This is a genomic window from Sphingomonas sp. dw_22 (assembly GCF_018449795.1).
In the GTDB taxonomy this organism is placed as follows: domain Bacteria; phylum Pseudomonadota; class Alphaproteobacteria; order Sphingomonadales; family Sphingomonadaceae; genus Sphingomonas.
The window spans coordinates 69,426-94,960 of the sequence record NZ_JAAVVE010000007.1; the positions used below are offsets into that span (position 1 = coordinate 69,426).

19 protein-coding genes are annotated in these 25,535 nt (G+C 66.6%); 9 read left to right on the plus strand and 10 right to left on the minus strand.

Annotation, left to right across the window (positions count from 1 at the left end; translation table 11 throughout):
* Positions 1 to 18: 18 nt before the first annotated feature.
* A complete protein-coding gene (locus HB724_RS05135; protein WP_213979832.1) occupies positions 19 to 759 on the minus strand; it encodes an FCD domain-containing protein in 741 nt (246 codons plus the stop codon).
* 184 nt (positions 760 to 943) lie between these two features.
* Here HB724_RS05135 and HB724_RS05140 point away from each other — a divergent pair, with 184 nt between their 5' ends.
* The 6 genes from HB724_RS05140 to uxaC are packed head-to-tail and all read left to right on the plus strand — an operon-like array spanning position 944 to position 6,657.
* Positions 944 to 2,287, plus strand: coding sequence for an MFS transporter (locus tag HB724_RS05140; protein WP_213979833.1), 1,344 nt, complete (start codon positions 944 to 946; stop codon positions 2,285 to 2,287).
* On the plus strand, positions 2,284 to 2,937 hold the full coding sequence (locus tag HB724_RS05145) for an RraA family protein (RefSeq protein WP_213979834.1): 654 nt from the start codon (positions 2,284 to 2,286) through the stop codon (positions 2,935 to 2,937). Before HB724_RS05140 ends, HB724_RS05145 begins: the two co-directional genes overlap by 4 nt.
* Positions 2,937 to 3,257 (plus strand): UxaA family hydrolase, encoded by a 321-nt coding sequence (locus HB724_RS05150; protein ID WP_213979835.1) that lies wholly within the window; start codon positions 2,937 to 2,939, stop codon positions 3,255 to 3,257. Before HB724_RS05145 ends, HB724_RS05150 begins: the two co-directional genes overlap by 1 nt.
* Positions 3,250 to 4,470, plus strand: coding sequence for a UxaA family hydrolase (locus HB724_RS05155; protein ID WP_213979836.1), 1,221 nt, complete (start codon positions 3,250 to 3,252; stop codon positions 4,468 to 4,470). Before HB724_RS05150 ends, HB724_RS05155 begins: the two co-directional genes overlap by 8 nt.
* Positions 4,460 to 5,230 (plus strand): SDR family oxidoreductase, encoded by a 771-nt coding sequence (locus tag HB724_RS05160; RefSeq protein ID WP_213979837.1) that lies wholly within the window; start codon positions 4,460 to 4,462, stop codon positions 5,228 to 5,230. Before HB724_RS05155 ends, HB724_RS05160 begins: the two co-directional genes overlap by 11 nt.
* Positions 5,231 to 5,232: 2 nt before the next feature.
* Positions 5,233 to 6,657, plus strand: coding sequence for a glucuronate isomerase (gene uxaC, locus HB724_RS05165; RefSeq protein WP_213979838.1), 1,425 nt, complete (start codon positions 5,233 to 5,235; stop codon positions 6,655 to 6,657).
* 153 nt (positions 6,658 to 6,810) lie between these two features.
* Here the strand turns inward: uxaC and HB724_RS05170 are convergent, their stop codons facing one another.
* Positions 6,811 to 8,187: a glycosyl hydrolase family 28 protein gene (locus tag HB724_RS05170; RefSeq protein WP_213979839.1), complete on the minus strand. Its 1,377-nt coding sequence runs from the start codon at positions 8,185 to 8,187 to the stop codon at positions 6,811 to 6,813.
* Between the two features lie 141 nt (positions 8,188 to 8,328).
* Here HB724_RS05170 and HB724_RS05175 point away from each other — a divergent pair, with 141 nt between their 5' ends.
* Positions 8,329 to 11,247, plus strand: coding sequence for a TonB-dependent receptor (locus HB724_RS05175; protein WP_213979840.1), 2,919 nt, complete (start codon positions 8,329 to 8,331; stop codon positions 11,245 to 11,247).
* A 64-nt stretch (positions 11,248 to 11,311) separates the two neighbouring features.
* On the opposite strand, the gene HB724_RS05180 is transcribed toward HB724_RS05175, so the two are convergent.
* From HB724_RS05180 to HB724_RS05190, 3 genes are read right to left on the minus strand one after another with little or no spacing between them, the layout of a single operon-like run.
* Positions 11,312 to 12,196: a ThuA domain-containing protein gene (locus HB724_RS05180; RefSeq protein ID WP_213979841.1), complete on the minus strand. Its 885-nt coding sequence runs from the start codon at positions 12,194 to 12,196 to the stop codon at positions 11,312 to 11,314.
* A gap of 12 nt (positions 12,197 to 12,208) precedes the next feature.
* Entirely contained in the window at positions 12,209 to 13,597 is a 1,389-nt protein-coding gene (locus HB724_RS05185; RefSeq protein ID WP_213979842.1) for a hypothetical protein, read from the minus strand.
* Positions 13,598 to 13,627: 30 nt separating this feature from the next.
* Entirely contained in the window at positions 13,628 to 14,395 is a 768-nt protein-coding gene (locus HB724_RS05190) for an SDR family NAD(P)-dependent oxidoreductase (protein ID WP_213979843.1), read from the minus strand.
* Positions 14,396 to 14,497: 102 nt separating this feature from the next.
* Here HB724_RS05190 and HB724_RS05195 point away from each other — a divergent pair, with 102 nt between their 5' ends.
* On the plus strand, positions 14,498 to 15,355 hold the full coding sequence (locus tag HB724_RS05195; RefSeq protein WP_213979844.1) for a fumarylacetoacetate hydrolase family protein: 858 nt from the start codon (positions 14,498 to 14,500) through the stop codon (positions 15,353 to 15,355).
* Between the two features lie 56 nt (positions 15,356 to 15,411).
* A complete protein-coding gene (locus HB724_RS05200) occupies positions 15,412 to 16,815 on the plus strand; it encodes an alpha-L-fucosidase (RefSeq protein ID WP_213979845.1) in 1,404 nt (467 codons plus the stop codon).
* Between the two features lie 111 nt (positions 16,816 to 16,926).
* Here the strand turns inward: HB724_RS05200 and HB724_RS05205 are convergent, their stop codons facing one another.
* From HB724_RS05205 to HB724_RS05225, 5 genes are all read right to left on the minus strand, one after another.
* A complete protein-coding gene (locus HB724_RS05205) occupies positions 16,927 to 19,563 on the minus strand; it encodes a glycoside hydrolase N-terminal domain-containing protein (protein ID WP_213979846.1) in 2,637 nt (878 codons plus the stop codon).
* Between the two features lie 117 nt (positions 19,564 to 19,680).
* Complete coding sequence (locus tag HB724_RS05210; protein ID WP_213979847.1) at positions 19,681 to 22,017, minus strand: hypothetical protein; 2,337 nt, start codon at positions 22,015 to 22,017, stop codon at positions 19,681 to 19,683.
* Between the two features lie 148 nt (positions 22,018 to 22,165).
* A complete protein-coding gene (locus HB724_RS05215; protein WP_213979848.1) occupies positions 22,166 to 22,963 on the minus strand; it encodes an IclR family transcriptional regulator in 798 nt (265 codons plus the stop codon).
* Positions 22,964 to 23,031: 68 nt separating this feature from the next.
* Entirely contained in the window at positions 23,032 to 24,372 is a 1,341-nt protein-coding gene (gene fucP / locus HB724_RS05220; RefSeq protein WP_213979849.1) for an L-fucose:H+ symporter permease, read from the minus strand.
* Positions 24,373 to 24,442: 70 nt separating this feature from the next.
* Complete coding sequence (locus HB724_RS05225) at positions 24,443 to 25,453, minus strand: zinc-binding alcohol dehydrogenase family protein (protein ID WP_213979850.1); 1,011 nt, start codon at positions 25,451 to 25,453, stop codon at positions 24,443 to 24,445.
* Positions 25,454 to 25,535: the final 82 nt, after the last annotated feature.

The window sequence follows — 25,535 nt, forward strand, 5'->3', positions numbered from 1 at the left end:
GAGGGGAAAACAGGACAGTTACGCCACGCCCGCGCCCATGATCGGCGCGAGGATCGCCGAGAGCGCGTCGTCGAAATGCTGCGCCATTGCTGCGGCCGCGCCGGCCGGGTTGCCAGCGACGACTTCGCGGACGATGTCCTCGTGCAGGTCCTGCACCCGCCTCAGCTCGGGCGTGGCCGACCAGCGCTCGATGCCGGCGAGCATCGAGGCCTCGATGAGCTGCCGGAATGCCTCGATCAGCAGCGGATAGAGCGGATTGGCGGTCGCCCGGGCGAGGGTCATGTGCAGCTTGAGATCGAGGCTCGCATAGCCCTCGGCATTGCCGAGATGGCCCGGCATCTCGGCGACGATCGCCTGCAGCTCGGCGATGTCCGCCTCGGTGCGGCGCTCGGCGGCGAGTGCGACCATCGCGATCTCGATGCCGCGGCGCATCTCGAGGATGTCGGGGGCCTCGGCCTGGCCGATCAGGACCGCGTTCTTGATCACGCGCGAGATCATCTCGCCATCGACCGACACGATCGTCGCGCGCTTGCCGACCGCCATCTCGACAAGCCCGGTCGCGGCGAGCGTCCGCATCGCCTCGCGCACGACCGGCCGGCTGACGCCCAGCGTCAGGCTGATCGTCGTCTCGCTGGGCAGCTTCGCGCCGGGGCGCAGCCGCTCGCTGGCGACATGATCCCGCAAATAGTCGATGACACGCTCGACCAGGCCGATCGCTTTCGTGCCCCCGGCTTCGGGTTCATTGCTCGTCGCCTGCACGATGTAATTCCCTCCTGAACCATAGTCTATCGGCAGATTTTGCCACAGGGGCAAGCAGCCGCGGCCGGACCTTCCCCAAAAAAGCTGCTTGCGTCATTTCGGTGCAAGCTGGTAGTGACCTGTCTTACAGGATGCGCCAAATAGATCCTGACAAGCAAGCGGATCCGTTGAGGAAGCTGAAGGCATGACCACCAATATCGGCGCGGACGCCGGAGCGGCCGCCGTCCCGGCGCCGGCTGGCCGGTATCGCTGGACGATCTGCGCGCTGCTCTTCGCCTCGACGACGATCTGCTACATGGACCGGCAGATATTCGGGCTGCTCAAGCCGGTCCTGGATCTCGAGCTCGGCTGGTCCGAGACCGTCTATGGCGACGTCATCGCCACCTTCTCGCTGATGTATGCGTGCGGCTATCTGTTCGGCGGGCGGCTGATGGACCGGATCGGCGTGCGGCGCGGGCTTTCGCTCGCGGTCGGCGCCTGGAGCATCAGCGCGGCGCTGCACGGGCTGATGACGACCGCGCTGGGCTTCAAGTTCGCGCGCGGCGCGCTGGGGCTGGCCGAGGGCGGCAATTTCCCCGCCTCAATCAAGGCGGTGCGCGAATGGTTCCCGCCGCGCGAGCGCGCCTTCGCGACGGGGCTGTTCAATGCCGGCAGCAATATCGGCGCGATCGTGACGCCGATCAGCCTGCCGTTCATCGTGGCGCTGGTCGGCTGGCGGGCGGCGTTCCTGATCGCGGGCGCGCTGGGGCTGATCTGGGTCGCGCTGTGGCTGCGCTTCTATGATACGCCCGAGCGGCAGCGGCGCCTGTCGGCCGAGGAACTGGCCTATATCAAGTCGGGCGACGTCGATGCGCCGGCGCCCGCGCGGGTGCCCTGGCTGTCGCTCTTCGCCTATCGCGGCACCTGGGCCTATGCGATCGGCATGCTGCTCACCAGCCCGGTCTGGTGGTTCTATCTCAACTGGGTTCCCGGCTTCCTGCACCAGCGCTTCGGCGTCGACATGATGGCATCGATCGCGCCGCTGGTGACGATCTACCTGATCGCCGATATCGGCAGCATCTTCGGCGGCTGGATCTCCTCGCGGCTCATCAAGAGCGGCATGCCGACGCTGCGCGCGCGGATGATCGCGATGCTGTGCATGGCGATGTGCCCGATCCCGGTGGCGCTCGTGTCGGGCGTGTCGGGCATGTGGCCCGCCGTGCTGCTGATCGCGCTGGCGGCGGCTGGGCACCAGGGACTTTCGGCCAATCTCTATACCGTCGTGTCGGACACGCTTCCCGCGGGCGCGGTAAGCTCGGTGATCGGCATCGGCGGCTTCGCGGCCGGAGTCACCGGCATGTTCGTGGCGATGGCGGTGGGGCGGATCCTCGACGCCACCGGCGGCAACTACATGGTCCTGTTCATCGGCGCCGCGGCGGCATATCCGCTGGCGGTGCTCATCATGGCGCTGATCTTGCGGAGGCCCCGGCCGCCCGCGGCATCGATCGCCCCGGATGGACTGCGGCCAGCCTTGATGGAGCAACAATGAACGACGCAGCGCTTTTCGACCTGTTCAAGGCAGAGCTCTACACGCCGGTGGTGGGCGATATCCTCGACACGCTGGGGCTGGTCCACCAGTTCCTGCCGCAGCCGATCCAGCCGATGGTCACGGACATGAAGCTGATCGGCCGCGCCATGCCGGTGCTGATGATCGACGTCTATGGCGAGCAGGCCCAACCCTTCGGCAAGCTCACCGAGGCGCTCGACCAGCTTGAGCCGGGCGATATCTACCTCGCCAGCGGCGGCGAGATGCGCTGCGCCTATTGGGGCGAGATCCTGACCGCCACCGCGCGGACCCGGGGCGCCAATGGCGCGGTGGTCAACGGCTATCACCGCGACACGCCGATGGTGCTGGAGCAGGACTGGCCGGTGTTCAGCCGGGGCCGCTTCGCGCAGGATTCGGGCGTACGGACCAAGGTGGTGGACTATCGCTGCCCGATCGAGGTGGGGCCGGTGACGGTGCAGCCAGGCGACCTGGTGTTCGGCGATCTCGACGGCGTGCTGGTGATCCCCGCGGCGCATGAGGCCGAAGTGGTCGAGCGCGCGCTGGAGAAGGCGCGCGGCGAGAAGCTGGTGCGCAAGGAGATCGAGGCGGGCATGTCGAGCACCGACGCCTTCGCCAAATACGGCATCCTCTGATGACGACCGCCTTCCGCATCCACGCCGCCGATAATGTCGCGACCCTGCTCGCCGATGGCGAGGGTGCGGTGGAAGTGCGCGGCGAGGGAGCGGGGGAAGTGACGCTGCTGGAACCCATCGCGCTCGGTCACAAGGTGGCGCTGGCGGATATCGCCAAGGGTGCGGCGGTGGTGAAGTTCGGCATCCCGATCGGCACCGCGAGCCGACCGATCCGCTTGGGGGAGTGGGTACACCTCCACAACCTCACCAGCAGCTTCGACGAGCGTTCGGGCGGGTTCGATCTGGAGACCGGGGCTTCCAAGGACATGGCCTATGACTGAGCCTTTCGACCGGCAATGGACCGGCTGGCTGCGGCCGGACGGGCGCAAGGGCGTCCGCAACCTCGTGCTGGTGATCTACACGGTCCAGTGCGCCGCGCATGTCGCCCACGCCATCGCGGCGGGCGAGGAGGATGTGCAGGTCATCGGCTTCCCCGGCTGCTACGACAATCAGTATGCGATCCGGCTGGTGCTGGCGCTCGCGCGGCATCCCAATGTCGGGGCGGTGCTCTCGGTCGGGCTGGGCTGCGAATATACCCAGCCGGCGCGGATCGCCGAGGCAGTGGAGAAGAGCGGGCGCCCGGCCGATGCCTTCTTCATCCAGGATATGGGCGGCACCCGCTCCTCGACCGAGAAGGGCAAGGACATCGTCCGGGCCCTGCGCGACCGCATCCGGCTGGAGACGCCGCGCGTGCCGATGGGCTTCGCCGACCTGACCCTGGGCGCCGAATGCGGCGGATCGGACGGGACGAGCGGGCTGGTCGGCAATCCGGCGGTCGGGCGGCTGTTCGACGCGGTGGTCGATGCGGGCGGCTCGGCGATCTGCGAGGAGATCGTCGAGATGATCGGCCTCAAGGACACGATCCTCGCCCGCGCCGCCGACGATCGCGCGCGCGGCGAGCTGGAGGCCGCCTATGCGAAGGCCGAGCGCTATTGCCGTGAGGTGCGGCAATATTCGATCTCGCCGGGCAATTTCGCGGGCGGGCTCACCACGATCGAGGAAAAGAGCATGGGCGCCTTCGCCAAGAGTGGATCGCGGCCCATCCAGGGCGTGATCCGCGTCGGCGAGCAGCCGCCCTGGCCGGGCATGTGGGTGATGGATTCGGTGCCCGACCCGCATTTCATGCAGTTCGGCTACACCAACCCGAACGACACCGAAGGCATCATGGACCTGATCTCCGGCGGCAGCCAGATCGTGCTGTTCATCACCGGGCGCGGCAGCGTGATCGGATCGCCGGTCGCGCCGCTGGTGAAGGTGACGGGCAACAGCCGCACCTATGCGCGGATGCAGGAAGACATGGATTTCGACGCGGGCCGCGTGCTGGCGGGCGAGCTGACGCTCGACCAGTGCGCCGCCGAATTGGGAGCGATGGTCGCCGATGTCGCGGCGGGCACGCCGAGCAAGCCCGAGGCGCTCGGGCACAGGGAGTATTTCGTGATGTACAAGCACCAGGACACGCCGGATCTGGACAGGGGGTGCCGCAGTGCCGCTTGACCACGCACGGGCGTTCAGCCTCGAAGGCGAAGTCGCGCTCATCACCGGCGGAGGCTCGGGCCTCGGCCTCGGCATGGCGCGGGCGATGCATGCGGCCGGCGCGAAGGTCGTGCTGGTCGGCCGCCGGCCCGACATGATCGAGAACGCCGCTGCCCAGCTTGGCGAGGGCGCGTTCTGGGAAGTCGCTGACGTCACCGCGTTCGACACCATGCCGGCGCTGGTCGAGCGGGTGCGCGAGAAGGTGGGCGACATCTCGATCCTCGCCAACAATGCCGGGCATAATTTCAAGAAGCTGGCGGTCGACACCAGCGTCGAGGAATTCTCCGGCATGCTCGACACGCATGTGCTCGCCGCGCACAATCTCACGCGTTTCGTGCTGCCGGGGATGCTGGCGAAACGCCACGGCTCCATCCTGTTCACCGCATCGATGACCTCGCTGATCGGCATGCCGGGCGTGATCGCCTATTCGGCGGCCAAGTCGGCCTATGTCGGCATGGTCCGCGCGCTCTCCACCGAAGTGGCGGGGCAGGGCGTGCGCGTGAACGCGATCGCGCCGGGCTGGATCGAATCCGCGATGCTGCGCAAGGCGCTCGACGGCGACGAGGCGCGCTCCTTGCGCATCCTCCAGCGCACCCCGATGCAGCGCTTCGGCGAGGCGGAGGATATCGGCCTGGCCGCTGTCTATCTCTGCTCGCCCGCCGCCAAGTTCGTAACCGGCGTCCTGCTGCCCGTGGACGGCGGCGCCTCCCAGGGATTCTGACCATGACCACCGAAACGCCGCTCGCGCCGCACCCCGATCGCCTGCTCCCCGCCGATCCCGAAACCCGCGCCATCGCGCGCGAGCTTTACCAGTCGGTGAAAGACCTGCCGATCATCAGCCCGCACGGCCACACCGATCCGTCCTGGTTCGCCGAGAACCAGCCCTTCCCGGACCCGGCGACCTTGTTCATCGTGCCCGACCACTACATCTTCCGCATGCTCTACAGCCAGGGCGTGCCGTTGGAGGAACTGGGCGTGCCGCGCATCGACGGCGGCTGGACGGAGACCGACACGCGGAAGATCTGGCGCCGCTTCGCCGAGAATTTCCACCTGCTGTGCGGCACGCCGAGCCGGATGTGGCTCGATTATGCGTTCCATGAGGTGCTGGGCATCACCGAGCGGCTCTCGCCGACCAATGCCGACCGGATCTACGACCAGATCGATGCGCAGCTGAAGCGGCCGGAGTTCCTGCCACGCGCGCTGTTCGAGCGGTTCCGGATCGAGGCGCTGGCGACGACCGAGAACCCGCTCGACGACCTGCGCCATCACAAGGCGATCAAGGCCAGCGGCTGGGGCGGCAAGGTCGTCACCGCCTTCCGTCCGGACAATGTCACCGATCCCGAGCATCCGCGCTTTGCCACCGACCTGCCCGAGCTGGGGCGGATCACCGGCGAGGATGTGGGGAGCTGGGAAGGCTATCTCGCGGCGCTCCGCAACCGGCGGCGCTATTTCATCGAGCATGGCGGCGCGACCTCGACCGACCATGGCCACCCGACCGCGCATACCGAGAACCTGCCCCAGGCGGATGCTGCTGCGCTCTATGCTCGCGTCGCCGCCGGACAGGCCGATGCGCGGGAGGCGGAGCGTTTTCGCGGCCAGATGCTCACCGAGATGGCGCGGATGAGCCTGGAGGACGGGCTGGTGATGCAGATTCATCCTGGCGCGCTGCGCAGCCAGAATCCGGCGGTCACCGACACGTTCGGCGAGGCCAAGGGCGACGACTGGCCCTCGCCGACCGAATATGTCCGCTCGCTCAAGCCGCTGCTCAACGCCTTCGGCAACGAGCGCGACCTGACGATCATCCTCTTCACGCTCGACGAGACCACCTATGCGCGGGAAATCGCCCCGTTGGCGGGCCATTATCCGGCGCTGCGCATCGGCCCGGCCTGGTGGTTCCACGACAGTCCCGAAGGGATGAAGCGCTTCCGCGAGCAGGTGACCGAGACCGGCGGCTTCTACAATACCGTCGGCTTCAACGACGATACGCGGGCCTTCTTCTCGGTGCCGGCGCGGCACGACCTGAGCCGGCGTATCGATTGTGGCTTCCTCGGCCGGCTGGTGGCGGAGCACCGGCTCGACCGCGACGAGGCGTTCGCGGTGGCCAAGGATCTGGCGTATAACTTGGTGAAGGCCGCGTACCGGCTTTGACGCTTCTCCCTCTCCCCTTTGGGGAGAGGGAAGGGGCCCGCCGCGAAGCGGTGGGAAGGGAGAGGGGCAGTCGTATCACGACACACTGCCCCTCTCCCTTCCGCCGACTTCGTTGGCTCCCTCCCTCTCCCCGATGGGGAGAGGGATATCGGGTCAGGCGTCCACCACGCCCGGCTCGCCGTTCACCCGGACATTCTCCAGCTTCACGCCCGGCACGCCCTTGGCGATCAGGTGCGTCCGCTTGGGGTCCAGCAGCGTCACGTCGATGTCGCGCAGCGTGAAGTTCGAGATCGCCGTCGTCGCGTTGGCCGAGATGTTGCCGAAGCCACGCGTCGTGCCGCGCACGTCCTCGATCACGATGTCGCGGATCACGCCGCCTGGCGGGGCGGCGGGAACCTTGGTGCCATGGGTGAGGCGGGCGTTGACGATCAGGCCCATCGCCGGATCGTCGGCGCCGAAGGTCTCGGGATGGCCCAGGCCGTAGAAGACCTCGCCGTTATGCCAATGCGACACGGGGTTCGACGCCGGGGCGAGGCGAATGCCGCGCACATGGAGCCGCTCATAGACCTGGCCCGGCGTGTCCGGCCGGATCTTGAAGCGGATCGTGGGCATGTCGCCGACATTGGTGATCCGCTCCACCTTGATGTCGCGCATGATCGTGCCGTTGCTGCCGAAGGTGACGCAGCCCAGTCCTTCGGTGAACAGGCAGTCATGGATGTGGATCCGCTCGGTGGGTGGCGCCTCGGCATAGGCAGCCGCGCCCGGCCCTTGCGTGCCCTTCAGCGCGATGCAGTCGTCATCGACCGAGAAGCGGCAGCGGCGGATCGTCACGTCCTGGCAGCTGTCGACGTCGATGCCGTCGCTGCTCGGCGCGCGGATATGGTGCGGCACCTCGAAGCTCGTATCCTCCACCACCGCGCGGCGGCAGCGATAGATATGGAGGTTCCAGAAAGCCGAATCCTTGAAGGTGACGCCGCTCACCAGCAGGTCTTCGCAATCCTGGAGGAAGGCGAGCTGCGGGAAATGATATTGGACGGGATGCCCTTCGACATTCTCCTTGGGCGCCTCGAAGAACATGCGCCAGAAGGGCTCGCCATTGCCGTCGAGCGTGCCGGGGCCGACGATGCGCAGCCCGCGATTGCCGGTGGCGTTGACCAGCGCCATGCGTAGCGGCTCGGGAAAGGCTTCCACGAAGCGGCGCATGACCAGCGGATAATCCTCGAGATTGGGCGAACCCTTGAGCACCGCGCCCTTGCTGAGCTCGAGCCCGACGCCCTGCTTGAGTATGATCGAGCCGCTGAGGAAAGTGCCGGCGGGCACCACCACCATGCCGCCGCCGGCCTTGGCGCAGGCGTCGATCGCTTTCTGGATCGCGTGCGTGTTGATCGTGCTGCCGTCCGCCACTGCGCCGTAGCGGGTGATGACGAAGCGTCGCGCGGGCCCCGCCGCCAGACTCGGAAAGGCCGGGAGCGTGCAGAGCAGCCCCGCCGCCGGCAGCCCGGCCAGCAATTCGCGTCGTGATTTCTGCATTTCAGACCCTCCCTCTTTCGTCTGGCCACATTTCCGAAACAATTTGTCCGGGCGTGCGGCTAAGATCTTGTCTTACAGGTTGTTCTGTCATACAGGTTTCGTCACCTCAAAGGCAAGAACCGACATAGAGGGAGGATACCGATGGCATATTTTTCGCGGCGCTTTGCCGCGCGTTTTGGCATGGTTTCGGTGCTGGCCCTGGCAGCGAGCGCAACGCCAGCCATGGCCCAGACCGCCAACCCCACCCCCGTCCCGGACCAGCAGCAGCCTGTTTCGGACCAGCAGCAAACGGATGCTCAGCAGACGCCTGAGGCGTCGTCCGACGGTGAAATCGTCGTCACGGGTTTTCGTGAATCGCTCAACAATTCGCTGGCGCTCAAGCGCCAGGAAACCGGCGTGGTCGATACGATCCTGGCCGAGGACGTCGGCAAGTTTCCCGATTCGAACCTTGCCGAGTCGATGCAGCGCCTTCCCGGCGTGGCGATCACCCGGGGCGACGGCGGCGAGGGCAAGACGATCTCGGTCCGCGGCCTCGGCGCCCAGTTCACGCGCGTCCGGCTGAACGGCATGGAGGGCGCCAGCTCGACCGGATCGTCCGATATCCGATCCGGCTATGTTTCCTCGCGCTCGTTCGATTTCAGCACCTTCGCATCGGAGCTCTTCAGCTCGCTGTCGGTCCGCAAGACCAGCTCGGCCGATGTGGAAGAGGGATCGCTCGGTGCGACGGTGGACCTCCAGACGCCGCGCCCGCTGGACGCGAAGGACGATTTCACCCTCGCGGCCAGCGCGCAGGGCACCTATGACGACCTGCGCGACCGCATCAGCCCGCGCGTCACGGGGCTGGTGTCCAAGAAGTTCCTCGACGGCACGTTCGGCGTCGCCGGCTCGATCGCCTATACCAAGCGCTACACGCGGGAAGAGGGCTGGTCGGCCATCGACATCCTGCAGGGGAGCCTGAACCGCTTCTGTTCGCCGGTCGGCTACCCGACGCAGAGCCCGGCGAACAGTGCGACGAACGGCACCACGGCGGCGAATTGCTCCACGGGCAATCCGCGCCTGCCCGACACGCCGACCAATGCGGCCAACTATGCGATGGTCGACAATGCCAACACGTTCGTCGCCCGCAGCCCGCGCCTGATCCGTTCGGACCAGGATTATTCCCGTCTCGGCGCCACGATCACCTTGCAGGCCCAGCCCTCGGACCACACGAAGTTCGCCCTCGACGGCCTCTATTCGCGGTACGACGTGACGCGCAGCGACCAGACGATCACTGCGATCTCCTTCTCGCGTAACGCTGCCCAGCACGGCAGCGCGGAGACTTCGGTGGTGGATGCCGCCCGCGCCGACGACGGCACCCTGACCTATGGCCTGTTCAACGGAGTGGACGTCACCGACGACCTGACGCTCACGAAATACACGACCACGTTCAGCCAGATCAATCTGAGCGGATCGCAGGATTTCGGCGCGCTGCAGCTCGATGGCTATGTCGGCATGTCGCGAACGATCGTCGACCGGCCGATGCGCACCCAGATCGGCATCTTCGCCAACAACGTGAACGGCTTCTCCTACGACTTCCGGAACGGCGAGCGGATTCCGGAGCTGAACTGGGGCTTCGACGTCACGAATCCTGCCAACTTCGCCTTCGCTCCCAACACGGCCGACAACACTGTTCGCGGAACGCTCGCGCTGACGCGCGGCCGCGACGAAACCAACAACACGACCGCGGAGATGAATGCCGCCTGGTCCATCGCCGAAGGGCTCAAGCTCCGCGTCGGCGGCCAGTATCGCGATTCGAAATACGAGACGCTCAGCCGCAGCCGGGTCACGCAGAACATCGCGCCCGATCTTCCCGCCGGCACGACGATGGCCCAGGTCACCTCGCCGCTCACCGGCTTCGGAAAGTCGCTTCCGGTCGATGTGACCACGGGCTGGGCGATGCCCGATTACGACAAGTTCGATTCGGTGCTGCACTTCTCGGACGAAACCGGTGCCTATGCGCTCACCACGACCACCGACGGCAACCTGAAGGAGACGGTGAAATCGGCTTACGGCATGGTCGAGTTCAATACCGACGCGCTGCCGGTGCGGATTCGCGGCAATGTCGGCGTGCGTTACGTCCATACCGATCAGGTGGGCCAGGGCTCGCTCGCCGGCACGCCGCTCACCCTGTCGCGCAGCTATGACGACTGGCTGCCCTCGGCGACGTTCACGGCGGATCTGAGCAGCAATCTGGTCCTGCGTCTTGCCGCGGCAAAGGTCATGGCGCGGGCGGAACTGTCGGACCTGCTTCCCGGCTCGGTTTCGATCGCGCTCAATACGCGCACGGTGTCGAGCGGCAACTTCCTGCTCGAACCGATCCGGGCGAAGACGGCGGACGCCTCGCTGGAATATTATATCGGCAGGAGCGGGATCATCTCGGTCGGCGCCTTCTACAAGGACATCGATACCTTCATCCAGACGCTCCAGCGCAACATCCCCTTTGGCGAGACCGGGCTGCCGCTCTCCCTGCTCAATGGCTCGAACAACGATGCCAACACCGAGTTCACGGTTTCCAACAAGACCAACACGCCGGGCGGGCCGCTGAAGGGCGTCGAAGTCAACTTCCAGATGGGGCTGGATTTCCTGCCGGGGTTCCTCTCGAACCTGGGCGTGCTCGCCAACTATACCTATGTCGATTCGAAGATCGTCTATTGCACGAACGCGACCTGCACCACGACTGTCCGGAACGATCTGGTGAACCTGTCGAAGAACACGCTGAACGGCACGCTCTATTATGAGGACAGCAAGTTCAGCATCCGCGCCAGCGGATCCTATCGCGACAAGTTCCTCCTCCGGGTTCCGTCGGGTCGCGCGGGAAGCGACGTCCAGGGGAACACGTCGTCCTTCTTCCTGGATGCCACCGCATCGTATCAGCTGACCCCCGCGGTGAAGCTTACGGTGGAAGCGCAGAATCTCACCAACCAGGAACTGGGCCTGTACATGGATTCGGTCCGCCAGGATCCGCTCTACAGCGCCTATAGCGGTCGCAAATTCAGTGCGGGCGTCGCGGTCAAGTTCTAAGGCACGCGCCCAGGCGCCAAAAGGGGGAGGCCCGGCCCTTTAGGGTCGGGCTTTCCCGTTTCCGCTAGCGCTGGATCGGAATCGTCACCTTGCCCGTCGCGGCCCATTCGGTGCCGCGCAGCAGCAGCGTGCGGAACCAGGGATTGGCGAGGTTGGGAGAGGGCTCGTCATGCCAAGTATGGCCGAGCATCGTGACATAGACGCGCCCTTTCCCCCAGCGGCGCACCCAGTCCATCGGCTCATTCTCCTTGACCGGCGCGCACCAGGCATAGGTGAGGAAGGTGAGCGCGCCGTCGCGTATCACCGCTTCCGGCCCGTGCTGGCCATAGGTGAGCTGCTCGGACTGGACCGCGAAGCTGACGGGCAGGCCGTGGGTGATCGGATGGCTCCGGTCGCGCACCGTGACGTCGAAATCATAGCGGCGCGGGTGATTGGGATTGAGCCCGGTGCCGGCGGGGAGGATCACCGGCTTGCCGGCGGTGTCGAAGGTCACGCCGGGGCCGAAGCCGTTGGGCCGCCACAGCAGCCCGACCATCTCCTCATAGGCGCGCCAGCCGGGAAAGGCATTGTTGGCGGCGTGATAGCTGACGAAGCCGCCGCCGTGCTTCACATAGGCTTCGAAATCGGCCTGCACCGCGGCGGGCCACTGGACCACGTCCTTGCCGTGGTCGCCGCCGTTGAAATTGCTGATGACGACGGCGTAGCGCGCGAATTTCGGCCGCCAGCCGGCCCAGTCGGCAGTGGGTGCGCCGCGCGGCGGGCTGGTGGAGATGTCGACGCTGAAGCGGCCGCTGTCCTCCAGGATCCGCTTCAGTACCGGCGTGGTGGCGAGCCAGTCATGGTTGTTGACGCCGTCGACGATCAGCACGCGCAGCCGGGCGGGGCGGGCATCCGCCGGCAGCGCGAGCCCGAGCAGGATCGCGAGCGACAGGAGCAGGCGGACGATCATCGCGGGCGGCTCCTAGAGGCTGTAGAGGATGGCGGAATGCGGCGGCACGGTCACCGTGCGGCCGGGCTTGACCGCGATCTCGCGCAGCGTGACGCCTTCCCTGGCGTCGCGCGCCGGGCCGGTCAGCAGCATGGCGCTGCGCTTTGCCGGGGCGGGCAGGGTGACGGTGGCGGGCGTCAGATCCTTGTTGAAGATCGCAACCTGCCGCTTGCCTTGCCGCTCCAGCGCATAGGCGGTGACGAAGCGGCCGGCGCCGGCCAGCGTCACGGGCACGAAGGTCGCGCCGGTGAGCAGCTGGGCGAACTGGATGCCGTAATATTCCGGGCGCCGCACCAGTCCGGCGGATGGCGTGCCGGCGATCGGGGTGTAGAAGCCGTTGCCGCCGCCGTGCCAGTTCACGCCGATCCAGCCATATTGGGCGAAGCGCAGCATCGTATCGGCGCACCACAGGGCCGCGCCCAGCGTGTCCGAAACGCCCGGCTTGCCGCCATCCCAGCAACTGTTGCCTTCGGAAAGGCGGAAGGGCAGCCCGGCGGTCTTCACCGCCGCCTGCACCACCGGCACGCGATCGGCGTGCATCGTCGTGGTTTTGGGATCGGGCTCCATGAGCTGTTCGAGCGTGGCGTCGGGCGATCCGGCCGGACCCATCGCGTAATAATGGCCGGTCAGCATGACGACGTCCGGATGCTTCGGCGTCTCGGCAGCGAAGGCGGTGAGATAGTCGAGCTTGTTGGAGATGTCCGGCCCGGCGAACTTCACCCCCGGCGCGGCGGCGGCGATCGCGTCGTGGAAGACGTTCCATTCGCGGATGAAGTCGGCGGGCGTCCATTCGGCCGGGCGATAGCGCGTGCGGAAGGAATCGGGTTCGTTGCCGATCTGGAGCAGGATCAGCCGCGCCCCGAGGATGCGCTGCACCGCTGCGGCCTCGGCAGCGGCGTTCTCCTTGGTGCCCTGGCCGAAATTGAGGCCCCAGATGCAGTTCCAGCCGGTCGCATCGAGGAAGCCGCGCAGGTTGCGCAGCGCCAGCGCGGTGGTGACGGTGCCGTGCTTGACGGTCTTCGACGTGTCGGGTCCGAACACTTCGAAGGGCGCGGGCCCCTGGGGATCCTGGTCCGAATAGCTCGTATATTCGCTCGATCCGCCGCCGATGCGCAGCACGCCCGAGGGCGACAGGCCCTGGAAGAGCGACACCAGCGGCTTGTTCGCCGGTGCGAAGAAGTCCGGGTTGGCGAACTGCGCGGCTTCGTAGGAAAGGCCGACATAGTCCGCGGGGATGGTGGGGCCGGTGGCTCCGGCGCCGAGCGACAGCGTGATCCCCGGTCCCTGGGCGAAGGCGAGACGGGGCAGGCTCGCCGCGGCAGTCGCGGCGGTGATGCGGTTGAGCAACTGGCGACGGTTCATGGAAACTCCGCTGGATCGGGGAAAGCGTGGCTATTGCAGGTTCACGAAGGCGCCGCCGTCGACCAGCAGCGCGGCGCCGGTGACGTATTGCGCCATGTCGGAGGCGAGGAAGACGACGGGGCCGACCATGTCCTCGGGCTGGCCGAGGCGACCAAGGGGGATGCGGCCTTCCATGTATCGGCGCTTCCCTTCGTCGGCGAGGTCGTCCTTGTTGATTTCGGTGAGGATGGTGCCGGGGAGGACGGAGTTGCAGCGGATGTTGTGCTTGCCGAGCGCGATGGCAGTGGACTGCATCAGCGAATGGAGCCCGGCCTTGGTGGGGGTGTAGTGGGTCTGGAACTCGCCGCCGACCAGGGCGGAGATCGAGGATACCGCGATGATCGCGCCGCCGCGGCCTTGGGCCACCATCTGGTTGGCGGCGGCCTGGACCATGAAGTATCCGCCGAGCAGGTTGACCTGCATGGTGCGCTGGACGGTCGCGACGGGCATGTCGAGGAAGCTGTGGAACGGGCAGATGCCGGCATTGGAGACCATCACGTCGACCTTGCCGAATGCGTCCACCGCTTCGCTGACGAAATTTCCAGCCGTGTCGGGGTCGGCGACGTCGCCCTTGACGGCAATGGCGCGGCGGCCCCGTTCCCGGATTTCCGCCACGCAGCTTTCGGCACCGGCATCGTCGCGGTGATAGTTGATCGCGACATTCGCGCCATGCTCCGCCGCGCCGATCGCGACGGCCCGGCCGATGCCCGCGGACGCACCCGTGACCAATATCGTCTTGCCTTCGAGCAGCCTCGCCATTTTCACCTTCAAACCACAGGGAGCGTTTGACGCTGGCTGAAACGCCAGTCTAATATCTCAGATAAGCACTATAACATTTCAGATATAGAGGAAACTGGGCTCATGAAGCTTTGTCGATATGGTCCAACGGGAGCCGAAAAGCCCGGCCTCATCGCTGCCGACGGATCGTTGCGCGATCTTTCGGACGTGATCGCGGACATCACCCCGGAAACTCTTTCGGACGAGGCCCTCGCCAGGCTGATGCTGCTGGACAGCGCGCTGCTGCCCCGCGTCGAGGGGAATCCGCGCTATGGTGCGCCGGTCGCCGGCACGCGCCAGTTCATCGCGGTCGGTCTCAACTATGCCGATCACGCGGCGGAATCGAACCTGCCGATCCCCGGCGAGCCGGTGGTGTTCAACAAATGGGTGACCTGCATCCAGGGGCCGAACGACCCCGTCGTCATCCCGCGCGGATCGGCGAAGACCGACTGGGAAGTCGAGCTCGGCGTCGTGATCGGCACGCGCGCCAGCTATGTCGAGGAGGCCGAGGCACTGCGCCATGTCGCGGGCTATTGCGTGATCAACGACGTCTCGGAGCGCGAATGGCAGGCCGAGCGCGGCGGCACCTGGGACAAGGGCAAGGGCTTCCCGACCTTCGGTCCGATCGGCCCGTGGCTGGTGACCGCGGACGAAGTGGGCGATCCGCAGAAGCTCGGCATGTGGCTCGAGGTCAACGGCAAGCGGATGCAGGATGGGAGCTCGAGCACGATGATCTTCGGCATCGCGAAGCTCGTTTCCTACATCAGCAGCTTCATGACGCTGGAGCCGGGGGACATCATCACCACCGGCACGCCCCCGGGCGTCGGCCTCGGGCAGAAGCCGGAGCCCTGGTATCTGAAGCCCGGTGACGTGGTGCGCCTCGGCATCGAGAAGCTGGGCGAGCAGCGCCAGGAATTCGTCGCCTGGTCGGCGGAAGGCTGATCCACAATCGCGGGCGACCGGCCGGGACAGGCTGGCGCCCCACAGGAGAGGTGCAGATGGAAGCATATTTCGGACGGCGCGCGTTCCTGGGCGGAGCGGCCGCCGGCGCGGGGGCGCTCGCAATCGGCATGGCGGAAGCGCAGGAGCATGAGGCGCCGCAAACCACCAGCGGCCCCGCGCTGTTCCCCTATCAGGAGCAGACCCGCGCGCGGCGCATGCGCTGGTGGCAGGATGCCCGATTCGGCATGTTCGTCCATTGGGGCCTCTACAGCGTGATCGGGCACCAGGAATGGGTGATGGAATCCGAAGGCATCCCGATCCCGCAATACGAATTGCTCGCGAAGCACTTCAAGCCGAAGCCCGGCGCGGCGCGCGAATGGGCACGGCTCGCCAAGCGCGCGGGGCAGAAATACATGGTGCTCACCACCAAGCATCATGAAGGCTTCTGCCTGTGGGATACCAAACTCACCGACTATAACGCCGTACAGCAGGGGCCGGGCCGTGATCTGGTGCGCGAGTTCGTCGAGGCGGCGCGGGCCGAGGGGCTGAAGGTCGGCCTCTATTATTCGCTGATGGACTGGCACCATCCGGACGGCGCGGCCTGCGCGACCGACCCGGCGGCGCGCGAGCGTTTCGTCGCCTATACCCACGGCCTGATCCGCGAGTTGCTGACCAACTACGGTAAGATCGACATCCTCTGGTACGACGTCACCTGGCCACTCACCCCTGAGCAATGGCGCGCCGAGGAGATGAACAGGATGGTGTTCGATCTTCAGCCCGACATCGTCGTCAACAATCGCAACGGACTGGCGGGCGATTTCTCGACACCCGAGCACAAGGTCGCGGCGGACCAGCGCGCCTGGGAGACATGCGAGACGATGAACCTCGGCTGGGGCTATCAGCGCACCGACAACGAGTGGAAGAACGCCAGGCGCATCATTAACGACCTGACGTTGTGCGTGCAGCAGGGCGGCAACTATCTGCTCAACATCGGGCCGGACGCTGCGGGTGACGTACCGCGGGAATCGGTCGAGGTACTCGATCAGGTCGGCGCATGGTTGAAGACCAACGGAGCATCGATCTACGGCGCCGAGGGCAAGGCCGCGGATGCGTTCGGCAACTACACCAACTTCACCAAGGCCGGGAACAAGCTGTACCTGCACGTCTATTTCTGGCCGTCGAAGACGCCCGCGGCGCAATGGCTCGACTTCTACCGGCCCGAGACGGTGATCGCGGTGGGCGGGGTGCGATCGAAGGTGGTCGCTGCGCGGCTGCTCAAGACCGGGCAGTCGGTGCAATTCACCCAGGACGGCGTCACGCTTCGCCTAACCGGACTGCCCGATGCGGCGCCGGATTCACCTACCACGGTGATCGAGCTGGAATGTAGCGGCCCTGCATTTGTGGACCATCACCTGATCCGGCCGGAATGGCGACGCTATCGGGTGGGCACCGTCGCCTGACGAAATGGCGGACGAAGCCGTCCACGTTCATATTGAACGCGGCGGTCGAGTTTCATGGCGTATCACAAAAAATGGGCGGGCCAACTGTGTCGAGCCCGCCCGGAGGGGGACTCAGTTGTCGGGCGCCTGCGCCCAACGGCGCGGGCTGGAGGAGGAAAGGCGCAAGCTGAGCGTAACCGTCTGATCCTGGGGCAGCACGATCTCGCAGCTATCCCCGCCGGCGCCCGGGCCGCGCTTCAGCGTGCCCCCGCTGATCGCGGCGGAGTCGATGCCGTGCCAGGCGACCAGCGTGATCGTCTGTGGGCGGAGCGAGGTGATCTGGATCTCCGCCGTGCGCGCATCCAGATCCCAGCGCAGGTGGTCGATCCGCGCGAAGGTGCGCGCGCGCATGCCGTTGATGCTCCCGCGCGTCAGGTCGGCGGGCAGCGCCGGCAGGATCTCGATCAGCCCCGGCCGCGAATAGGCGAGCATCTCCATCAGGATGGTGGGGAGGCCGCCCTGTGCGTCGGGCTGGGGGCCGCTATAGGGATTGTGCGAGCTGCGCAGCGTCTGGTTGAAATAGCCCTGGTTGAGGAGCTGCTTGATCTCCCAGTCGACCAGATGCCGGTCCTTGAGCCGTGCCGCTGCGAGCGCGCGGTGGCACAGGCCATGCGCCGAGGAATTGGCCGGTCCGCGCTTGCGATCGGCGATCAGCGCGGCGCGGGCGAGATCGGGCGACTGCGCCGGCTGGATCTCGTCCGACGGCCAGGCGCCGTAGAGATGCGAGACGTGGCGCTGGTCGTAATTCTCGTCGAGGCCCGGCCAGCCCCATTCCTTCAGCGTGCCGTCGTCGGTGGTGCGATAGGGCGGCATCTTGGCCAGGATCGCCTTCCATTTCGGGATCCGGTCGGCATCGCTGCCCAGGATCTCGCACGCTTCGATCAGATGGGTCAGCACTTCGCGGCACACCATCACGTCCATCGCCGAATTGATGACGAACGGCACAGGCGGCGCCATGTGGAAGGCGTCATAGGGCGTCAGTGGCCAGGCGTCGGTCGGCAGCGGCTGGGCGTTGAGCGGCCAGTTCTCCGGCGAGAAGCTCGGCACGAAGACGTAATTGCCGCGCTCGTCCTCGATCGAGAGGAAATCCTCGTAGAACAGCGCCAGTTCCTTGAGGCCCGGCACGACGCGGTCGCGCAGGAACCGGGTGTCGCCGGTGGTGAGGTAATAGTCCCAGAACGGGCTGTAGAGCCAGCCGCCCGCGGAGATCCAATAGGGGTGCGGCCAGATGCCGGCGCCCTCGGTCGTCGCATAGTGATAGCTGACGCCGAACTCCTTGTTGGGCATCAGCGGAAAGACCGCGCCGCGCGCGCCGAAGATGTTCTTCGCGTTGGCGCGACAATCGGGCAGGATGCCTTCGATCCAGTTGAAATAGGGCCGCATCACCTCGGGCAGGTCGGCCATCGCGCCGGGCGCCATCTGGAGGTTGATGTTGATGTTGACCTCGCCGCCGATCGGCTGGACCGGGAATTCGCCCGAAGAGAGCAGCATCCAGTAGCGGCCCATGTCGAAGATCCGTTCGAGCAAGGCGGGGGCGTAATCGGTGCGGGTGCGCTGGTCGTCGAGCAGTTCCTCGCCCGAAAAGCCGCGCTGGCTGGCGCCGCCGAGATCGAGCGTGACGCGGTTCATGATCTCCGACTGGATCGGGCGGTGGCGCGCGAGCATCGCGTCATAGTCGCCGTCCAGCCCGGCCATGCCGGCTACGAGCCTGTCGACCAGCTCCCGGGCGAAATCCTTGAACCATTGGATGCGCGTCAGCAGCACGATCGATTCGGCATTCTCGATGACCAGCCGGTCGCCGTCGAGCCGCGCGGTGCCGCCTTTGCGGACGATTCGGACCACGCCGGCATAGCCGTTGCCGTTGACCGAGGGATCGAAGCGGCCGGTGAGGATCAGGTGCTCCTCGTTCCCCTCCTGCCGGAAGGTGACCGGGCCGTCGTGCCGGCCGACCTGGGGCTGTTGCAGGCTGATCGTCGCGCTGACCGGCCTGCCGCCGGGCGCGCGGATTTCCTGCACCGCGACATTGTCGGGGCGCGATACGAAGGTGCGGCGTACCCAGTCGCCGCGATTGTCGTGCCACAGCACGCGGATCTCGCCGCTCTCGAAATCGACCGTCCGCAGATAGTCGGTGACGGCGGGCGTCTCCGGCATCTCGATCTTCATGCTGAAGGCCGGAATGGTCGGATGCGCCTTGGTGTTGACCGGGAGGCCCGCGGCGGAGAGCGCCTCGAAGGCGTGATTCACGCCCTCGCGATATTTGCCGGCCAGCAGCAGCTTGCGGATGCCGGGCAGCTCGGCGGCGACGTCGGGCGCCTCGAACGGGCGGCGCCACGGCAGCATCAGCCGCTCGTGGCGGAACTGGAGCTGCTCGGCATAGGGCGCGCCGGTCAGCTCCAGATACATCGGGCCGTTGCCGGAGAGCAATGTGTCGCGGAAGCCGGCGGCCGGCACGGTGCTGCACACGCCCCGGCGCGGCACGGCGTTGCGGCGCAGCCGCTCGCGGCGCGACATGGGGGTGACCTTGGGCCCGGAGCTCTTGGCCAGCAGGGGAAGCGGCGGCTTGGGCAGCAACTCGCGCTCGAGACCGGCGGCAAGCGGCCGGGTGGCGATCGCCTGTTGCTGTGGCTTCGGAGGAACCGGGACGGGCGCGGGAGCCGTCCCCGCCGCTTCGGCCCGGGCCAGCGGCGCCGCGCCCGCGAAGGCCGCCATCGCGGCTCCGGTCCTCAAAAGCTCACGACGCTTCACGACCCATCCCCTCATTTTGTTTTGGGGCAGCTTACTTATCAGAATAGCACGTCGTCAATATCAATATGTATAATAGATATATCAGTTCGAGCCATGCACGCCGAAGCTGTTGCTCGTGCCCGGCTGGGCAGGGAGGGGCGATACCGTGAGGCGTTCCACGAGCGTGGGGAGGTGCAGCGCGGCCTCCTCGCCGGCGTGCAGTGACAGCGCAATCCGGCGGTCGCCGAGCCGTCGCATCGTGCCGGCGCCCTTGAGGATGGGCGTCTCGCCGCCCCAGTCGCACTCGATCACGCAGGGCTCGCCCGCCAGGCTCTTGACCCGCACCCAGGCGGTGCGGCATGCGATCCGGCGCGCACTCACCAGGAAGGCACCCTCGGCGCGGAAATCGCTGAATATGAGATCTGGCCAGGCGGTGGGGATCGCGGGGAAGACGCGAATCGCGCCGCCCCAGCTTTGCAGCACCATGTCGTGGATCGACTGTGCGCCGGATAGCGGCGTCTCGATATTCTGGCCGCTCTCGGCATACATGGTGTTGGCGAAGCTCTTGCCGATGCCGCTCTTGCCGGCGACCAGCGCCTTGAGGCTGCCCAGCGCAGCGTCGCCCTTGCCGAACGCGGCGTGGAAGGAAGCGGCGGCCGACAGCGACCAGCCCGATCCCTGGCCGGCCGCCGCGGCGGTATCGAGCCAATAGGCCGTGGATTTCTCCAGCAGCGGCAGCTTGGCCGGCGTGTCGCGATTCTCCAGGTAGAGCGGGTAGATCATCATCAGATGCGAATAATGGCGGTGCGGCTGCACGGCCATGTCGGCGCCGACGCGATAGCCATGCTCATCGACCGGATAGGGCGTGAGCCGCGCGGCGATGTCGCGCCATCTGGCCAGCATCGGGTGGGTGGTGCCGAGCGTGCGGTGCCCCTCGATCAGCGCGCCGATGCCCCAGCGCAGCAGCGCGAGATCATAGTTGCAGTCGCGCGTGCTGCCGATTTCGGGCGAATAAGTGACGCCCAGATGGAGGCGCCCGTCCGCCTTTTCGGACAGGATCGGATAATAGAGCGCGACCGCCTCGGCGAGCAGCGGCAGCAGCCGCTCGCGCAGCATGCGGCGGTCCATCGTGTAGCGATATTGCAGCCAGTAGAGTTGGCAGACCCAGAGGAGGTTGCCCCATTCCTTCTCGTAGCGCCGATCGGCCTCCATCGGCGCTTCGAGATCCTGCTGGGTGACATGGCCGATCGCGGCGGCGCCGGGCGCGACGGTAGAGGCGGTGCGGCGCAGCGCGTCGCGATGCGTGTCGAGCGCGTGGAACAGCCCTTCGGCCAGCGCGAGGCGATTGCTCGGCTGGAGCGCGTAGGTGCTGATCTGGACGTTAAGGTTCCAGGTCAGATACGGCCAGTTGCTCGGCTGGAGCCAGGGGCCGTGCGTGTCGATCACGCCGCCGTCGGGGCGGGCGATGCAGCCATATTTGTAGATCTGGATCCAGTAGAAGCTCTCCAGGCGCGTATCGGGGAGCGACAGGAAGCTGGCGCGATGATGCGCGTCCCACCAGCGTCGGTGCGCGAGACCGGCCTTTGCCCGATCGGCGGCGAGCGCGGCACGAACGTTTCGCGCCGCCGTCTCCAGCGAACCGCTGTCGGGGAACGACATCGCGTTGCTGATGACCAGCGTGCGCCGGTTGGGGGCCTGTGCCTGTTCGGCCCAGGCAGTGGTATAGCCGCCGCCCGCCAGCAGCGGCTGGAACCAGCGGTTCACGCCGTCCGCGTCGCGGCGTTCGCCCGGTGGATTGTCGACCCAGATGCGCGCGGGCTGGCCGTAGTCATGTTCGTACTTGGCGGCATCGGCCGCGGTGCGGACCGGCGGGCGCGTGGAGACGGCAGGCGTAGGGTGCCACGTCCAGGCGCAGCCGGCTTCGTCGCCCGAAGTCTCGAGCTCGATCGCCATGTGCGGCTGCTCGGCATGGACGAAGGCGCGCAGCCGGATGGCGCCGCGATCGGTGACGACCTCGCCGGTCAGCTCGGCGCGATGGAGATCGAGCCGCAGCCTCGCGCCCGTGATCCGCCCGACCGGCTGGAGCAGGAAATCGCCGACATGATAACGCGCGCGCGAATAAGCGGGCCAGCCCCAGCTGAAATCGCGTCGGTCATAGACATCGACATTGTCGAGCGCGAAGGACAGCGCACCGCCTTCCTTGGTCTCGGTCATCGAAAGGGCGAGCCTGCCGTTGCCGAGAAAGGGTGCCTCGCCCCAACTGCGCGGCAGCCGATCCCAGATAAGGTCGTGGCGGGCGAGGATGGCGGGCCAATCGACAAGATCCTCTATCAGGGCAGGGGGCCGGGCGGGATTCGCCGCAGCGATCAGGGGAACCGCAGCGCCCGCCGCCAATATCGTGCGGCGATCCAGAGGCCGATCGAACCCGTCATCCTGCATATCCTCGCCCTTCGCTGCTTTTCCGGAAAGCTAGCTGATAGATTTTCGAAAAGCGATCTGCTTACTTGGAGTTTCTTGCAGATTAGGCCCGTTTTTGCGGCTTCCGGGGAAGTCGGGGTGGAAAGTATCTGATAACTTCCGGCCGTCCCTATCCCTCACTTGCCCCGTACCAGCCGAGCCCCGCCGATACTGCGTGCGCCGCCTCGGCCAGCAACGCCTGGCCGGCATCGATCGCCACCGGCTGCGAGCCGTCGATCCGTTCGAGGAACGGGATGGTCAGCGCGGCGGCCAGGTGCCCGTCGAAGCCGAACACCGGATAGCTGATGTCGATCACGCCATGGGTCATCGGGCTCGGGCGCCGCTCGAAGCCATGGGCGCGGATTGCGGCCAGCACCGGCTCGACTTCCGCCAGCGCCGCGGGCGCTTCCCCGCTCCGTGCGCCCAGCAGCGTGTAGAGCCGATCCGCATCGGTGAAGGCGAGCAGGACGTTGCCCGAGCAGCTCTGGAGCAGGTCGATCGGCGCACCGAGGCGGACGCTGAAGCCGGTGGGGCCGGGATTCTCCTGCCGCAGCACCACCAGTCCGCGGCTTTCCGCGGGCACGACCAGATGGCAGGACTGCAGCACGGCATGCGCCAGATCGTACATCACCGGCGCGGCGACATGAGTGAGATCCTGCACCGGCGTAGCGCGATAGGCGAGGTCGAGCACGTGATAGGTGACTCGGTAGCGATCGGTTTCGGGCACCTTGCGCAGATAGCCGCGCCGCTCCATCACCACGACCAGGCGGAACAGCTCGTTGATCGAGCGATCGAGGCCCGCGGCGATTTCGGTCATCGTCAGGCCGGCGGGATGGTCGGCGAGCAGTTCGAGGACGTCGAATCCCTTTTCGAGCGCCGGTGCCGAATAGGTGTTCTTGAGCGGCTTCTGCTCGCCTTCGACTGTCATCGCATTCCCGTCATGTGGAGCAAGAGATGCCCCAGCTATCGTGCGGGAGTGCCGCTGCCAAGGCGGGCTCAATGGAGCGGTGAGGCGGCCGGCTCCAGTCGCGCCGTGCGGATGCAGCGCAGGGCATAGACGGCGACCGCGGCGAAGCAGGCACAGGGCAGGGTGATCGCGAGCTGGATCGTGCCGGCCATCTGCGAGATCAGCCCCATCAGCGGCGGGAACACCGCGCCGCCGATGATCGCCATGATGATCAGCGGTGCCCCCAGCATTGCCTTGTCGCCCAGATCCTTGACGCCCAGCGAGAAGATCGTCGGGAACATGATCGACATGAAGAAGCTGGTGAGTGCGAGCGCGCCGACGGCCACCCACCCCGTGGTCAGCGCCGCGGTCGCGGTCAGGGCGATGTTGGCGAGCGCGAAGACCAGCAGCAGCCGGGTGGCCGGGATCTTCTGCATCAGCAGCGTGCCGATGAACCGGCCTGACATGAAGAGGACGAGGCTGAGCGAGAGCAGATAGGCGGCCGTCTTCTCGGGCGTGGCGGGAACCAGCTCCTTCACGAAATCGACAAAGAAGCTCCAGATGCCCACCTGCGCGCCGACATAAAAGAATTGCGCGATCACCGCGCCGGCAAGGCAGGGTGTGCGCAGCACCTGCCACAGCGATATGCGCTGCGCCGGTCCTTCCGTCGCGCTTTCGGTTGCCCGCACGTCGGGCAGCCGCACGATCGCCACCGCGATCGCGACGAGGATCGCGATGCCGGCAAGCGCAAGATAGGGGATCTGCACCATCCGCGCCTCGGCAAGGCGATAGGCTTCGAGCTGGGCGGGCGCCATCGCGGCGAGCTGGACCTTGCTGTGCTCGATGCCGGAGAAGATGAAATGGCCGCCGATGATCGGCGCCATGAAGCCGCCGAAGCCGTTGAACGCCTGGGCGAAGTTCAGCCGCTGCGAGGCCCGGCTCGGATCGCCGAACGCGACGATATAGGGATTGGCAGCGGTTTCGAGGAATGCGGCGCCGGAGGCGATGACGAACAGCGCGGTCAGGAACACCGCATAGTGGCGGATCTCGGCGGCGGGATAGAAGATCAGCGCGCCCACGGCATAGAGGCCCAGCCCCGCCAGGATGCCGGCGCGATAGCCGTAGCGGCGCATCAGCAGCCCCGCCGGCAGCGCCATGGTGAAATAGCCGAGATAGAAGACGAACTGTATGAAGCCGGCTTCCGCGCGGTTCAGGTCCAGCGCCTTCTGGAACTGGCGGATCAGGATGTCGTTGAAATTGTTCGCCAGCGCCCAGAGGAAGAACAGGCTTGCCACCAGCGCGAAGCCGGCGACGTAACCGGGCGTGATGAACGATCCGCGCGGGGGCGTGTCCGCGGCGCCGATGTCGGCGGGTAGGCTGGTGGCGGCCATCGTCTTCCTCTCCTCGCCCTGTCCGTCTTCGGATCTTCGGGCATGTCGCGCGGGGATTCCCGCGCCGATGTTACAGGGTCATGATCGCCTTCAGCACCGATCCCTGGTCGGAGATCAGGCCGGGAATCTGCTCCGGCGCTTCCGTGAGCGGAAACGCATGCGTCTTGATCGCATCGGTGGGGATGTGGCCCTGCTCAATCGCGGCGATCACGGCGCGGAAATCCGCATTGGTGGCGTTGCGGCTGCCGATCAGCCGCATCTCGCGCTTGTGGAACTCCGGATCGGAGAAGGTGATGTCCTGCTTGACCACGCTCACCAGCACGTAACTGCCGCCATGCGCGACATAGGCAAAGCCCTTTTCCATCGCGCGGCTGTTGCCGGTGGCGTCGAACACCCGCTCGAAGAACTCTCCGTCCGTCCGTGCCGCGAGCGCCGCATCGATATCCGGATCGACCGCGACGACGTCGGCGATGCCGATCGCGTCACGGGCATAGTCCAGCCGCTGGCGGCTGGTGTCGGCCAGGGTCACTGCCGCGCCGGCCAGCTTCGCAAACAGGGCGACGGCGACGCCGATCGGACCCGCGCCGACCACAAGCACGCGATTGCCCGGCTCGACTTCGCCCCGGCGCACGGCGTGCGCGCCCACGGAAAGGAACTCCACCATCGCCGCCTGGTCCGCGGTCAGCGAACCCGCCGCGATCACCGCGCGCTCTGGAACCGCCAGATATTCGCACATGCCGCCATCGGTGTGGACGCCGAGCACTTGGATCGAGACGCAGCAGTTCGGCTTGTCCGCACGGCAGGCGACGCAGGTGCCGCAGGCGAGATAGGGATTGATCGTGACGAGCGCGCCCATGGCGAACGCGCTGTCCGGATCGGCCTCGGCGACCTCGCCCGCCAGCTCATGGCCCATCACCCTGGGATAGCTGAGGAAGGGCTGGTTGCCGGCGAAGATATGATAATCGGTGCCGCACAGCCCGATGCGCCGGATGCGGACCAGCACTTCGCCTGCCTGCCGGACCGGAAGCGGCCGCTCGGTCACGCCCAGCTGGTGTGGCCGCTCGCAGACGACTGCCTTCATGGCGATGCTCTCCCCGGCGCCTCAGCGCCCTTTTACATATGAAAGTCTCTTTCAAATGACGGCAAGCCAAGCCATGTGCAAG